The organism is Micromonospora sp. NPDC050187 (assembly GCF_044459745.1).
Taxonomy (GTDB): Bacteria; Actinomycetota; Actinomycetes; order Mycobacteriales; family Micromonosporaceae; genus Micromonospora.
The window spans coordinates 18,226-31,629 of record NZ_JBITJH010000009.1 but is presented as its reverse complement, the minus strand read 5'-3'; the positions used below and the strand labels follow the sequence as shown (position 1 = coordinate 31,629).

Sequence of the window (13,404 nt, the reverse complement as noted above, 5' to 3'; positions counted from 1 at the left end):
GCGCGGGGGCGCGCGGGGGGGGGGGGGGGGGGGGGGGGGGGGGGGGGGGGGGGGGGGGGGGGGGGGGGGGGCCCCCCCCCGCCCCCCCCCCCCCCCCCCCCCCGGCCCTGCCACCGCAGCTCCGATCAGCGGTACGGCGACAGAGCGGTCCAGAGGCCGGGACAAGCACACGTGACCCGCCCCGACCAGGGGAAACCTCTCCTTCCTCGTTGCCACGCAAGGGGAAGAGGCACCGCTCAACTTAGCTGTCCCAGTCACCTGAGTCAAACGCAGAGTTGTCGGCGTGTGCCCTTGCGTGATCGAATTGGCGTGCCGCGCAGGGGGAGTCATGCCAGTCACTGCTGACTACATCCGTATCGCCGACGAGATCGTCGCCGACATCCGAGCCAAGAAGCTCAAGCCGGGTGACAAGCTGCCCTCGATCACGCAGCTTGCGGTGACCTACAAGGTCAGCCCATCGACGGTTAAGCAGGTCTACGTCCGGCTCGAAGCCCTGCGTGTGATCTGGCGACACCAGGGCAAGGGTGTCTTCGTCAACGATCCGGCTCTCTGGATGAGGGAGCCGTAAGTAGCGTTGCGGGGTAATGGCGACTGCGGACCTGGAGGACGCATGGCGCCGAAATCAAAGGTCGCAGGTTCGTTCCTCATGCTGATCCTGCTGGCCGGGTGTGCCAATGGGAGCCCACCAGGCGTCGAGACGGGAACGATGTCCGACCAGCCCGCCACCGACAGCCCCTCCGCCTTTCCCAACCAGGGCGAGCTGGATGAGATCGCGGACAGGATCAGGCGGCTGGGCGAAGGTGAACTCGCCTCGGTCTACACGGGCCTGGCCATCGACGTCGAGAACGACCGCGTCGACGTGTGGGTGACGGATCCGCCCCGGTTCAAGGCGGCGATCGATGGGCTGCCCTGGCAGCAGCGGGTGAGGCTGCACCCGGCTCGGCACGCTGCGGTAGACCTGGAACCGACCTTCCAGCGGATCCTGCGGGAGCATGGCCACTGGCGGCAGCAGGGGCTGCCGGTGGCGTATTCGGGCGTACGACACGACGGTTCCTGCATCGAGGTCGGCACCCCCGATCCGCAGCGGGCGGAACGCGAGTTCCCCCGGCGCTACCCCGGAATTCCGATGTGCTTCTCGGAGCAGGCCGACACCGGTAACCCCTGGGAAGAGCGTCGGTGACGTCCGCCGTCGCTCAGAGCCGCCGGCGCGGCGGGGACGGCGTGCGCCCCGCCGCGCCCGTCAGGCTGGCCTCGTCTACACGCTGCCGCTGAAGGTGTCGCACTGCTTCGGGTCGCCGGTCTGGAAGCCCCGGGTGAACCACTCGCGGCGCTGCTCGGACGTGCCGTGGGTGAACTCGTCCGGGTTCACCGGCCGGTTGGCCCGCTCCGAGATGGCGTCGTCGCCGATCTTCTCGGCGGCGTCGATGGCCTGGCTGATGTCCTGCTCGCTGATGCTGGTGAAGATCTTCTGGCCGCTGGCGTCGGCGGTGCCGGTGGCGTTCTTCGCCCAGGCCCCCGCGTAGCAGTCGGCCTGGAGCTCCATCTTCACCGACAGCGCGTTGGCGTTGTCCGGGTCACGTTGCTGCTGGCGGCGCACCTGCGCCTCGGTGCCGAGCAGGGTCTGCACGTGGTGGCCGTACTCGTGGGCCAGCACGTACGGCTGGGCGAACTCGCCGGCCGCGCCGAGCTGGTCGGCGAGGACCTGGTAGAAGGTCAGGTCGATGTAGACCTGCCGGTCGCCGGGGCAGTAGAACGGGCCGACGCCGGAGTCGGCGTTGCCGCAGGCGGTGGAGACGGCCCGGCTGAAGAAGACCGTGTCCACCGCCTGGTAGCGCTCGCCGAAGCGCTCCGGCAACGCTGTCTGCCAGTACGCCTGGATCGAGTTCACGTAGAGCGTGTTGCGACAGTCGAGCTGGTCGAGGGCGTTCTCGGCGGAGCACTTCTGTTCCAGCGAGCTGTTGTCGCCCGGCTCGGACCCGCCGCCGTCGAGAGCCGCGTTGAGGCCGAACCCACCGCCCGCCAGCGCCACCACCACGGCGATGATCACACCGATCAACCCGCCCCGGCCGCCACCGCCGACCGGGATGGGGATGCCGAGGCCGCCTCCGCCGCCGGACCCCCGCCGGTCGTCGACCTGACTGGTGTCGATGCGCGCGTTCTCGTTCAGCTCCATGGTGACCCCGATCTCTGCAGCTCCGGGACGAGGTGTCGGACGACGTTCCGGTACCCGATGATCTTGCGAGGTAATCCGGACCGGGTCGCCCCGGCGGCCCGGTACACTCGGACCGTGCTGCTCTGCGAAGGCTGAACCGCCCCGCGCCGACGGGTGAATCGATCCCGCCGGCGCTTTCGCGTGCCCTGAGTCAGCCCTTTCGGCCCCTGAGAGCGAGTTCGCCACAATGATCACTGCCACCGGCCTGGAGTTGCGCGCCGGCGCCCGGATCCTGCTGTCCGACACCACCCTGCGGGTGCAGCCGGGGGACCGGATCGGCCTGGTCGGCCGTAACGGCGCCGGCAAGACCACCACGCTCAAGGTGCTCGCCGGGGAGGGCCAGCCCTACGCCGGGCAGATCGACCGGCGGAGCAACATCGGCTACCTCCCGCAGGACCCGCGTACCGGCGACCTGGAGGTCACCGGCCGGGACCGGGTGCTCTCCGCGCGCGGCCTGGACGTGCTGATGACCCAGATGCAGGAGATCGAGGCCAAGCTCGCCGACGGCGCCGACGAGCGCCTGGTCCGCCGGTACGGCGCGCTGGAGGACCAGTTCGCCTCCCTGGGCGGGTACGCCGCCGAAGCCGAGGCCGCGCGGATCTGCGCCAACCTCGGCCTGCCCGACCGGGCGCTCGCCCAGACCATCGGCACCCTCTCCGGCGGCCAGCGTCGCCGGATCGAGCTGGCCCGGATCCTGTTCCGGGACGCGGGCGAGAACGGCGGCGGCATCCTGCTGCTCGACGAGCCGACCAACCACCTCGACGCCGACTCGATCACCTGGCTGCGCAGCTTCCTCGCCAACCACAAGGGCGGCCTGATCGTGATCAGCCACGACGCCTCGCTGCTGGAGGCGGTGGTCAACAAGGTCTGGTTCCTGGACGCCACCCGGAGCGTGGTCGACGTCTACAACCTGGGCTGGAAGGCGTACCTGGAGGCGCGGGAGACCGACGAGCGCCGCCGCCGCCGGGAGCGGGCCAACGCCGAGAAGAAGGCCGGCGCGCTGATGGCGCAGGCCGACAAGATGCGGGCAAAGGCCACCAAGACCGTGGCCGCGCAGAACATGGCCCGCCGCGCCGAGCGGCTGCTCTCCGGGCTGGAGGAGGTCCGGGTCTCCGACAAGGTGGCCAAGGTGCGGTTCCCCACCCCGGCCCCGTGCGGGAAGACCCCGCTGACCGCCACCGGCCTGTCGAAGTCGTACGGCTCGTTGGAAATCTTCACCGACGTGAACGTGGCGGTGGACCGGGGTTCCCGGGTGGCCATCCTCGGGCTCAACGGCGCCGGCAAGACCACCCTGCTGCGGATGCTCGGCGGCCTGCTGAAGCCGGATACCGGCAGCGTCGACGCGGGCCACGGGCTGCGGCTCGGATACTACGCGCAGGAGCACGAGACCCTCGACGTGGACCGGACGGTGCTGGAGCACATGCGCAGCGCCGCGTTCGAGCAGTCCGACACCGACCTGCGCAAGATCCTCGGCGCGTTCCTCTTCTCCGGCGAGGACGTCGACAAGCCGGCCGGGGTGCTCTCCGGCGGGGAGAAGACCCGGCTGGCACTGGCCACCCTGGTCTGCTCCGGGGCGAACGTGCTGCTGCTCGACGAGCCCACCAACAACCTCGACCCGGTCAGCCGGGAACAGGTGCTCGACGCCATCGCCCGCTACCCGGGGGCGATCGTGCTGGTCACCCACGACCCGGGGGCGGTCACCGCGCTCAAGCCCGACCGGGCGATCCTGCTGCCCGACGGTGACGAGGACGCCTGGAGCGACGACCTGCTCGAACTGGTCGAGCTGGCCTGAGCGGCGACCGGGGCCGGGGCACGTGCCCCGGCCGCCGCCGTGCGTCAGGCCGGCCTGGGCTCTGCGGAGTCGCGTGCTCGTCGGACCGGCCTGGCTCTGCGGAGTTCCGCTCGTCAGGCCGGCGTGGGCTCTGGCGCGCCACGCCCGGCAGGCGTCGCCACAGGAGGCCACTCGTCGGCGAGCACCGACCAGACCTGGTGGTCGTGCCGCTGGCCCCGATAGTGGAACGCCGAACGCAGCACACCGTCGAGGCGCATGCCGAGCCGCTGGGCGACGGCGGCGCTGCGCACGTTGTGCGCGGCGTTGACCCACTGCACCCGGTGCAGGCCGCGCTCGTGGAACGCCCAGTCGATCATGTGGCGGATCGCCCGGGTGACCAGTCCGTGCCCCTCGGCGGAGCGTTCCAGCCAACAGCCCACCTCGCAGGTGCCGCTCCGGGCGTCGAGGCTGACGAAGAGCGTCCCGCCGACCAGGACGCCGTCGCGCCAGATGCCGTAGATTCCGCCGGTGTCGGCGGCCCGGCGGTCGGCGTGTCGTTGGAGCACCGCGCGGGCCGACTCCAGGTCGGTGCTCAGCCCGGCGAACGGCACCCACGGGTCGACGTACTCCCGGGCCCGGTCCATGTGCGCGAGGAACTCGGCCGCCTGCCACGGTTCGAGCGGGCGGAGCTGGGCGTCCTCGGTGAGCGGGACGGCGAACACGTTTCTCTCCTCTCACCCGAGCAGGTCGACCAGGTGGCCGACCACCCCGGAACCGACCAGGATCATCACGCCGATGGCCATGAAGATCACCGGCACCAGCCAGTGTCCGGTCCGCTCCACCAGCCGGACCACCCGGGGGTGCCCGCCGAGCCGGGCCCCCACCACGCACCACAGGCCGACCCCGGCCACGAAGACCAGCAGGAACACCAGGGCCTCGGCGGGTGAGAGGGCGCGGAACACCGGCACGTAGACGGCGATGTTGTCGGCGCCGTTGGCGATGGTGACGCCGGCCACGCCCGCCATGCCGCCGACCACCGCCGGGGCCTCGTCGTCGTCCCGGCGCAGCAGTGCCCGTACGCCGAGCGCGACGGGAAGCAGGCCGAGCAGGCCGGGCCACGGATCGGGAACCACCAGCAGGCCGACGGCGGCGATCGCGGCGACGGCGACCAGCGCGGCGATGCCGGCGTACTGGCCGGCGACGATCTGCCATCGGCGGGGCCGACCGGTGGCGCGGGCCGCGACGAAGAACACGGTGAGTACCACGATGTCGTCGACGTTGGTCGCGGCGAACACCACGGCCGCGCCGGCCGCGGTGCCGAGGGGGTCGGTCACGCGGGCAGGGTACGCGCTCCGTCCCGGTCCCGCTGCACACCGACGTCTGCCCTGGTCAGCGTGGGTTGGCTCGGCCGATCGACACGAGGTCACCCGGTCGTGTCATCACTCTATCGGGAAGCTGACACTGCATAGCGTGTCGATTGGCGAAGAGTTGATATCTGGCGCATGATCGTTCGAGGCGGTCTAATAGGTTGGACCGTTATCCGAACCGCACAGTCTGCGACGTGAGGAATCAGCATGGCAGCCACTGGCACAGCCACCAGCACTGAGAAGGGTCGCCGGATCGTCGGAGCCGAGCGTCAGACACTCGCCAAGGACCTCGTAAAGCGGTACACCGGGGGCGAGAGCATCCGTGCCCTCGCGGCCTCGACCGGCCGATCCTACGGGTTCATCCACCGGGTGCTCACCGAATCCGGGGTGCAGCTCCGGCAGCGCGGCGGCGCCCGCCGCCGCAAGAAGGCGTGATCCGCCCGCCAACGTCGTTCCTTCCCGCCACGCCCCGGACCGCCCGGTGACGACCGGGCCCGGGGTACGGCTGGAGTGCGCCGGCCCGGTGGCCACCGTGACGTTGTGCCGTCCCGACGTGCTCAACGCCCAGACCCCGGCCATGTGGCGCGCCATGAGCGACTTCTCCCGAAGTCTCCCCGGCGACGTCCGGGTGGTCGTCGTGCGCGGCGAGGGCCGGGCGTTCTCCGCCGGGCTCGACCTGTCGGTCGCCAACGCGTCCGGGCCGGGTTCCTTCGCGGAGCTGGCCACCCTGCCCGAGCAGGAGTGCGTCGACCGGATCGCCGAGTTCCAGTCGGCGTTCACCTGGCTGCACCGGCCGGACGTCGTCTCGGTCGCTGCGGTGCAGGGGCACGCCATCGGCGCGGGCTTCCAACTCGCGCTCGCCTGTGACCTGCGGGTGCTCGCCGAGGACGCCCGACTGTCGATGGCCGAGGTCACCCTCGGGCTGGTGCCCGACCTGGCCGGCACCGGTCGCCTGGTCGACCTGGTCGGCTACTCCCGGGCCCTGGAGATCTGCGCCACCGGCCGCCGGATCGACGCCGCCGAGGCCGACCGGATCGGTCTGGCCACCGTCGTGGTGCCGACCGCCGAGCTGGCCGGGACGACCGAGGACCTGACTGCCGCCCTGTTGGCCGGCAGCCGGGACGCGGTCGTCGAGATCAAGGCCCTGCTCGCCGGTGCGGCGCGCCGGACGCCGGTGGAGCAGCAGCGCGCCGAGCGTGAGGCACAGGGACGGCGGTTGCGGGATCTGGCGGGACGCGGGGAATGATGTAAGGACCGATCGGGAAGGATCGGATTACCGCCAAGGTTGTCGTAGGCGTCGGGACAATCGACCTGACGGCGCGGGCGGTCCCGCACGACCCGGAGGTGGCGCGTGAATCCCAACGGCGGCATGGGCGGCTGGAACATGCTCCGGTCGATGCGCAACTCCGACGACATCTCCGCCCACCGGCTGAGCCGGGGCACCGGGCGGCGGATCGTCGCCTTCGCCCGGCCGTACCGCCGGGACATCGTGGTCTTCCTGGTCACCGTGGTCCTCGCCGCGATCATCGGGGTCGCCACACCGGTGCTCGCCGGTGACGTCATCAACGCGATCACCGGAGGCGGCACGGAGGCCGGCGCGACCGTGGTGCGCCTCGCCCTGTTCATCGCCGGCCTGGCCGTGGCCGACGCGTTGCTCTCGCTGGCCCAGCGCTGGTATTCCGCCCGCATCGGCGAGGGCATCATCCTCGACCTGCGCACCCGGGTCTACGACCACGTCCAGCGGATGCCGTTGCAGTTCTTCAGCCGCACCCAGACCGGCGCGCTGGTCAGTCGGCTCAACAACGACGTGCTGGGTGCCCAGCGGGCGTTCACCTCGACCCTGTCCGGTGTGGTCAGCAACGTCATCCAGCTCGTGCTCACCGCCGCGGTGATGTTCACCCTCTCCTGGCAGATCACCGTCCTGTCGCTGGTGCTGCTGCCGATCTTCATCATCCCGGCCCGTCGGGTCGGTAAGCGGCTGGCCGAGATCACCCGCGAGTCGTACAACCTCGACGCCAAGATGAACACGACCATGACCGAGCGGTTCGGGGTGGCCGGGGCGCTGCTGGTCAAGCTCTTCGGTGCGCCCGAGGTCGAGGCCCGGCGCTTCGCCGCCCGCGCCGAGCGGGTCCGCGACATCGGCATCCAGTCGGCGATGTACTCGCGGACGTTCTTCGTGGCGATGCTGCTGGTCGCCTCGCTGGCCCAGGCGCTCACCTACGGTCTCGGCGGTTGGCTCGCGGTCACCGGCGCGGTCAGCGCCGGCACCGTGGTCACCCTGGCCCTGCTGCTCACCCGCCTCTACGGGCCGCTGACCGCGCTCTCCAACGTCCGGGTCGACGTCATGAGCGCGCTGGTCTCCTTCGACCGGGTCTTCGAGGTGCTCGACCTGAAGCCGGGCATCGAGGAGAAGCCGGACGCGGTGCCCGTGCCGCGCGGCAACGGCCGGGTCGAGTTCCGCGACGTGCGGTTCCGCTACCCGAGTGCGGCCGATGTGTCGCTGGCCTCCCTGGAGGAGGTCACCGCGCTGGACCGCAGGACCAACGAACCGGTGCTGCGGGGAGTCTCCTTCGCCGTCGAGCCGGGCCAGATGGTGGCCCTGGTCGGCCCCTCCGGTGCCGGCAAGTCGACCCTGTCGATGCTGATGTCCCGGATCTACGACGTTACCGAGGGGCAGGTGCTGATCGGCGGGGTGGACGTCCGGGACGCCACGCTCGCCTCGCTCCGCGACGAGATCGGCGTGGTCACCCAGGACTCCCACCTGTTCCACGAGACCATCGCCGAGAACCTCCGCTACGCCAAGGCCGACGCCACCGACGACGAACTCTGGGCCGCGCTGGCCGGCGCGCAGGTGGCCGACCTGGTGCGCGCCCTGCCCGACGGGCTGGAGACGACGGTGGGGGAGCGGGGCTACCGCTTCTCCGGCGGCGAGAAGCAGCGCATCGCCATCGCCCGGCTGCTGCTGAAGGCCCCGTCGATCGTGATCCTCGACGAGGCCACCGCACACCTCGACTCGGAGAGCGAGGCCGCGGTGCAGCGGGCGCTGTCGGTGGCGCTGGCCGGGCGTACCGCGCTGGTGATCGCGCACCGCCTCTCCACCGTCCGGGACGCCGACCAGATCCTCGTCCTCGACGAGGGGCGGATCGTCGAGCGTGGCCGCCACGACGAGCTGGTCGCGGTCGGTGGCCTCTACGCCGAGCTGTACCGCACCCAGTTCGCGGTGGTCGACTCGCCCAGCCCGTACGCCGACGCGACCGGCCCCGAGCCGGTGGTCACCACCGTGCCGATGGCCGCGTACGTCGCCGAGCAGGCCCTGCCGCCGTCCGCCGCAAACTGACGGGGCGGGGCGGGCCGGTGCCGGTCAGGCCGGTTCGCGTACCGCCGCGCGCAGTTCGCCGAAGGCGGCGCCGAGCGTTTCGGCGGTGAAGTGGGCGTTCAGCCCGCTCGGGTTCGGCAGCACCCACAGCCGCGCGTCGCCGAGCCGTTCCGGCTGCGGCCCGAAGGTGGCCTTCGGCCGGGCGAAACCGGTCCGGTACGCGGTCACCCCGACCACCGCCACCCACCGTGGCCTGTGCCGGACGACCTTGTCGGTGAGGGTCCGCGCTCCCGCCACGAGTTCGGCCGGCGTCAGCTCGTCGGCGCGGGCGCTGGCCCGGGCCACCATGTTGGTGATGCCGAGGCCGAGGCCGGTCAGTGCGTCCTGCTCGCTGGGGTGCAGCTGGCGCGGGGTGAAGCCACCCCGGTGCAGGGCGGGCCAGAACCGGTTGCCGGGGCGGGCGAAGTGCCATCCGGTCGCCGCCGACCACAGCCCCGGGTTGATCCCGACGAAGAGCACGTCCAAGCCGTCGGCGAGCACGTCGGGGATGGTCCGGTCCGCCGCGGCGGCGAGCTGTTCGCGGGTCGGCCGGGGAGACGGCACCGGCCGGCCGGTCGCCGTGCTGCGCCGGGTCCGGGGACCGGTGCGGTCGCTGGTCACAGGTCGCGGGTCGCGCCGCCGTCGACCGGGATGGTCACCCCGGTCAGGTAGCCGGCGGCGGGGGAGAGGACGAACGCGGCGACCCGGCCGAACTCCGCCGGATCACCGATGCGGCGCAGCGGGATGCCCGCCTCCGCCTCGGCGCGGGCCCGTTCGGCGTCGCCACTCGCGGCGAGGAGCTGCCGGTTGCGGTCCGTCATGATCCGCCCCGGCAGCAGTCCGACCACCCGGACGCCCCGGGGACCGTACTCGTCGGCGACGTCCTTGGCCACCCCGGCCAGGCCGGGGCGCAGCCCGTTGGAGATGCCGAGACCGGTGATCGGATACCGCGCCGAGGTGGAGAGCACCAGCCCGATCGCACCGCCGGCCGGGACCCGCGCCCGGTCTGCCGGCTCCCCGTCGCGGCCGAGCGCGGCGGCGACCGTCCGGACCGCGCGGACGGTGCCGAGGAAGACCGTCTCGAAGGACTGCCGCCACTGCTCGTCGCTGACCCCGGCGGCGGTGCCCGGAGGCGGTCCGCCGACTGAGACCAGTGCGCCGTCCAGCCGGCCGAAGCGCTGCCGGGCGGTGTCGACCAGCCGTTGCGGCAGGGCCGCGTCGGCCAGGTCACCGGCGATCCCGACGGCGTGTGCCGGGCCACCGAGCCGCTCGGCGGCGGCGGAGACCGCGTCGGCGTCCCGGGCGGCGAGCACCACCTTCGCCCCGTCGGCGACAAGGCACTCGGCCGTGGCGTACCCGAGCCCGCGGGAGGCGCCGGTCAGCACGTACACCCGGTCGGTGAGTCCGAGATCCATGCCGTCGATCCTGCCCCAGCCGGGTGGGGCCCGCTACCGCCGGGTTGCCCGCGCCGGCGTACCCGACCGCCACCGCCGGTGTCGTGCAGGAGTACCGACCGCTACCGCTGGGTGGCGCGGGCGTGCCGACTGCTACCGCTGGGTGGCGCGTAGGCGTACCCGACCGGCGAGCTGTACCGCGACGGCGTCACCGATCCGGACGACGGCCGGCAGCCGGCGCGGGCGGGGTGGCCGTTCGCCGTCGTAGTGGCTGGTGGCCTCGCGCACGGCGAGTTCCCCGGCGGCGAGCCGGGGCAGCCCGTCTCCGGCTCGCAGTGCTCGGGCGAGGTCCCAGCCGTCGCGCAGCCCGCCCCGGGTGGGACGCGTCGCCGCCCAGCGGGCGAAGGTCGCCGGCCAGGCGTCGCCGAGTCCGGCGGCGAGCAGCGGCCAGTGCCCGGCGACGTGGCCGGCGCGCTTGCGCAGCAGCGCGTCTCGGGCCGCGGCGAGCCGGTGGGTGTCGAAGCCGGGCGGCGGATCGGCCCCGGAGACCAGCGCCGCGACCAGCGCGGCCTGCCGAGCGGCGAGGTCCCCGCGTACGGGTGGTTGCAGGGGACCCCTGCTACTCAGAAAGCGGTAACAAGGGTCCCCTGCTACCACCTCAGCCACCTCAGCCGGGGTTGGGCGGTGGTGCGCAGCGGTCGGGGCGGGCAGGTCGCCGCTCATGTGACCACCGGCCAGCCGGCCGCCGTCGCCAGCGCGTCCAGCTCGGCGCGGAGCGTCGCCGCCGGGGGATACCGACCGTCCCGTTCGAGCAGCAGCGCGGGTGGCCGGTGCCGGGCGCACAGTGCGCCGACCAGGTCGAGGACCTCCGGCGGCACCGGGTCGGTGTGCGTGTCGTGGTAGAGCCCGTCGTGTTCGGCGCCCCCGGCGACGTGCACGTACGCGACCCGCTCCAGCGGCAGCCGGTCGAGCAGCGCGAGCGGGTCGGTGCCCCGGTTGCGGGCGTTGGCGTACACGTTGGCGATGTCGAGCAGCAGCAGGGCGTCGGTGCGTTCGAGGATCTCGGTGACGAACGCCCCCTCGTCCAGTTCGTCGTCGGGCCAGTCGAACAGGGCGGCGATGGGTTCCAGCGCGATCGGCACCGGCAGCTCCGCCTGCGCCCGCCGGACGTTGGCCGCGACCGCCGCGACCGCCTCCCGGGTGCGTGGCAGGGGCAGCAGGTGACCGGCCTCCACCCCGCCGGCCCGGACGAAGGCGATGTGCTCGCTGACCAGCGGCGCGTCCAGCAGGTCGGCGACCGTGGCCAGGTGGGCGACCCGGGCCGGCTCGACCGGTTCCGCGCCGCCGAGCGAGAGCCGCACCCCGTGCGGTACGACGGTGACGCCGGCCGCCCGCAACCCGGCGAGCCCGTCCGGCGGCGGCCCGGCCGGGGCGACGCTTTCCGCGATCACCTCGACGAAGCGCAGGCCGGGCAGGTCGGCGACGAAGCCGGCGATCTCCGGCCGCCACCCGATGCCGACACCCGCCGGCGGAGCCGCCCGGTTCACGCCGCTGGGCCCGGTCGGGTGGGGCGGGGTGGTCATCCCCCGCACCCGCCACCGCAGCCACCGCCACCGCAGCCGCCACCACCACCGTCGCCACCACTGCCACTGTCCCCACCGCCGCTGCCCCCACCGCCGCCGCCACTGGACCCCGAGCTGGTGGCCGAGGTCCGCTGGATCTCGGCGGCGTCGGCGAAGGTGGGGTCGAACGCCCAGAGCGTGGCCGTGCCGAACAGCGCGACGCCCATCGCGGCTCCGGCCGCACCGTAGGTGGCGTACGCGGGCGAGGCGGAGGGCGTCAGGTAACGGTAGTGGGCCCGCAGGTTGTTCAGGGCGGTCCGGCCGGCGCGGGTCCGGTACGGGACCCGGGCGACCTGCACCACGAAGATCACCGCGAGCACGACCATGGTGGCGACGAGGAAGCCCACCGGCTGGTCGTTCCGGATCCCGGCGAACAGACGCAGGACGCCGACGAAGAGCAGCAGGAAGAGCAGCGCCGGACCGAACCGGGCGGCGCGCCGCCGGTCGGCGTCGAGGGCCAGTCCCCGGCTCTCCAGGTCCTGACGCAGCTGACCGAGCGCGGTGGCCACCCAGTGGTCCTGCGACAGATCGCTGGTGCGCACGCCCCGGCCGGCCGCGTGGTGCACCGCCTGGTCCAGAGGGGTGGCGCCAGCGGGCAGCGGACCGGTGGCCCGCAGCAGTTTGCGCCGGTCCGCCCCGACCGCGCCGGCGCTGCGCAGGGCGCCGATGGTGCTGTAGACGGCCAGCCGCGCGCCGCCGTTGAGGTACGCCGCCTGCTGAGGCCCGAGGTGGTCGAAGCCGGGCGTTCGGCGACCGTCGAAGAGCCAGGCGCGGTGGAGGGTCGAGCCGAGCGCCACCAGCGCGGCCAGCATGAGGTAGCCGGTGACGAAGGTGGGGCCGGAGATGCCCCAGGTGTCGCCCGGTGCCGCCAGTAGGGTCATCGTCTGCTCCTGTCCGCGAGGGGTGGCGGCCTCATTGTGGAGCAGGCCCGCCAGGGAGGGAAACGCTGGTGAGCTGCGTTGCTCCGGGTGATCCCGCCGCCGGGCGCGACGGTGCGCCGGGCGGGCCGTGGGGTGTCGTGCGGAAGCGCCGGGCGGGCCGTGGGGGTGTCGTGCGGGAGCGCCGGGGCGGTCAGCGGCGGCGAACCGCCTCCTCGACCAGGTCGAGCACCGGGCCGAGGTCACCGGCCGGGCGGCCCATCGCCAGGTGCAGGACCAGGCCGTCGTAGGCCAGTTCGAGGAAGCGCGCGAGCACGTCGATCGGCACGTCCTCGCGGAGCACGCCGGCCTCGCGCTGGCGGGCCAGCCGTTCCCGGGTGGCCTCGGCGATGGCGGCGGACCGCTCGGCCCAGCGGCGGGCGAAGGAGGGGTCGGTCCGCAGCCGGCGGGAGACCTCCAGCTGGCTGCCGAGCCAGCCGGTGGTGTCCGGTGACATCGCGCGGGCGAGCAGGTCCCGCATGACCTGCACCAGGCCGTTGCGGGCCACCGTCTCCACCATCGCCGCCGCGTCGTCCTCGGCGACGGCGAGGAAGAGGGAGTCCTTGTCCCGGAAGTGGTGGAAGATCGCGCCCCGGGAGAGGCCGGTCGCCTCCTCCAGCCGGCGGACGGTGGCTCCCTCGTAGCCGTGCCGGGCGAAGCAGGCCCGCGCGGCGGCGAGGATCTCCTGGCGGCGCGCGTCGAGCTGGTCCTGGCTTACTCTGGGCACGTTGCGATCGTTCCAGGTGTCCCGGTCTGATGCAAACCG

General features: G+C 73.0%; 15 protein-coding genes. 6 read left to right on the top strand and 9 right to left on the bottom strand.

Features of this window, described 5'->3' with window-relative positions:
• Window positions 1-328: 328 nt before the first annotated feature.
• On the top strand, window positions 329-568 hold the full coding sequence (locus ACIBJE_RS16110) for a winged helix-turn-helix domain-containing protein (protein ID WP_396748765.1): 240 nt from the start codon (window positions 329-331) through the stop codon (window positions 566-568).
• Window positions 569-646: 78 nt separating this feature from the next.
• On the top strand, window positions 647-1,180 hold the full coding sequence (locus ACIBJE_RS16105) for a hypothetical protein (RefSeq protein ID WP_396748762.1): 534 nt from the start codon (window positions 647-649) through the stop codon (window positions 1,178-1,180).
• 75 nt (window positions 1,181-1,255) lie between these two features.
• On the opposite strand, the gene ACIBJE_RS16100 is transcribed toward ACIBJE_RS16105, so the two are convergent.
• A complete protein-coding gene (locus ACIBJE_RS16100; RefSeq protein ID WP_396748759.1) occupies window positions 1,256-2,173 on the bottom strand; it encodes a neutral zinc metallopeptidase in 918 nt (305 codons plus the stop codon).
• A 226-nt stretch (window positions 2,174-2,399) separates the two neighbouring features.
• On the opposite strand from ACIBJE_RS16100, the gene ACIBJE_RS16095 reads away from it, so the two are divergent.
• Window positions 2,400-4,004 (top strand): ABC-F family ATP-binding cassette domain-containing protein, encoded by a 1,605-nt coding sequence (locus ACIBJE_RS16095; protein WP_396748756.1) that lies wholly within the window; start codon window positions 2,400-2,402, stop codon window positions 4,002-4,004.
• Window positions 4,005-4,117: 113 nt separating this feature from the next.
• On the opposite strand, the gene ACIBJE_RS16090 is transcribed toward ACIBJE_RS16095, so the two are convergent.
• Window positions 4,118-4,705: a GNAT family N-acetyltransferase gene (locus ACIBJE_RS16090; protein WP_396748754.1), complete on the bottom strand. Its 588-nt coding sequence runs from the start codon at window positions 4,703-4,705 to the stop codon at window positions 4,118-4,120.
• Between the two features lie 12 nt (window positions 4,706-4,717).
• Entirely contained in the window at window positions 4,718-5,317 is a 600-nt protein-coding gene (locus ACIBJE_RS16085) for a cadmium resistance transporter (RefSeq protein ID WP_396748752.1), read from the bottom strand.
• Between the two features lie 240 nt (window positions 5,318-5,557).
• On the opposite strand from ACIBJE_RS16085, the gene ACIBJE_RS16080 reads away from it, so the two are divergent.
• The 3 genes from ACIBJE_RS16080 (at window position 5,558) to ACIBJE_RS16070 (ending at window position 8,687) form a co-directional block, all read left to right on the top strand.
• Window positions 5,558-5,785: a helix-turn-helix domain-containing protein gene (locus ACIBJE_RS16080; RefSeq protein ID WP_007072022.1), complete on the top strand. Its 228-nt coding sequence runs from the start codon at window positions 5,558-5,560 to the stop codon at window positions 5,783-5,785.
• Window positions 5,786-5,831: 46 nt separating this feature from the next.
• Entirely contained in the window at window positions 5,832-6,596 is a 765-nt protein-coding gene (locus ACIBJE_RS16075) for an enoyl-CoA hydratase/isomerase family protein (RefSeq protein ID WP_396748750.1), read from the top strand.
• Between the two features lie 123 nt (window positions 6,597-6,719).
• A complete protein-coding gene (locus ACIBJE_RS16070; protein WP_396749248.1) occupies window positions 6,720-8,687 on the top strand; it encodes an ABC transporter ATP-binding protein in 1,968 nt (655 codons plus the stop codon).
• Between the two features lie 24 nt (window positions 8,688-8,711).
• On the opposite strand, the gene mug is transcribed toward ACIBJE_RS16070, so the two are convergent.
• From mug to ACIBJE_RS16040, 6 genes are all read right to left on the bottom strand, one after another.
• Window positions 8,712-9,326 carry a G/U mismatch-specific DNA glycosylase gene (mug, locus tag ACIBJE_RS16065; protein WP_396748747.1) on the bottom strand — a complete coding sequence of 205 codons (615 nt, stop codon included), beginning with the start codon at window positions 9,324-9,326 and terminating at the stop codon, window positions 8,712-8,714.
• Window positions 9,323-10,120 (bottom strand): SDR family oxidoreductase, encoded by a 798-nt coding sequence (locus ACIBJE_RS16060; protein ID WP_396748745.1) that lies wholly within the window; start codon window positions 10,118-10,120, stop codon window positions 9,323-9,325. The genes mug and ACIBJE_RS16060 overlap by 4 nt, the downstream gene beginning before the upstream one ends.
• Before the next feature lie 132 nt (window positions 10,121-10,252).
• On the bottom strand, window positions 10,253-10,726 hold the full coding sequence (locus tag ACIBJE_RS16055) for a hypothetical protein (RefSeq protein WP_396749246.1): 474 nt from the start codon (window positions 10,724-10,726) through the stop codon (window positions 10,253-10,255).
• 92 nt (window positions 10,727-10,818) lie between these two features.
• Window positions 10,819-11,682: a DUF692 domain-containing protein gene (locus tag ACIBJE_RS16050; RefSeq protein WP_396748743.1), complete on the bottom strand. Its 864-nt coding sequence runs from the start codon at window positions 11,680-11,682 to the stop codon at window positions 10,819-10,821.
• On the bottom strand, window positions 11,679-12,602 hold the full coding sequence (locus ACIBJE_RS16045) for a TIGR04222 domain-containing membrane protein (protein WP_396748740.1): 924 nt from the start codon (window positions 12,600-12,602) through the stop codon (window positions 11,679-11,681). The genes ACIBJE_RS16050 and ACIBJE_RS16045 overlap by 4 nt, the downstream gene beginning before the upstream one ends.
• Window positions 12,603-12,792: 190 nt before the next feature.
• Complete coding sequence (locus ACIBJE_RS16040) at window positions 12,793-13,365, bottom strand: TetR/AcrR family transcriptional regulator (RefSeq protein ID WP_088983071.1); 573 nt, start codon at window positions 13,363-13,365, stop codon at window positions 12,793-12,795.
• Window positions 13,366-13,404 lie beyond the last annotated feature (39 nt).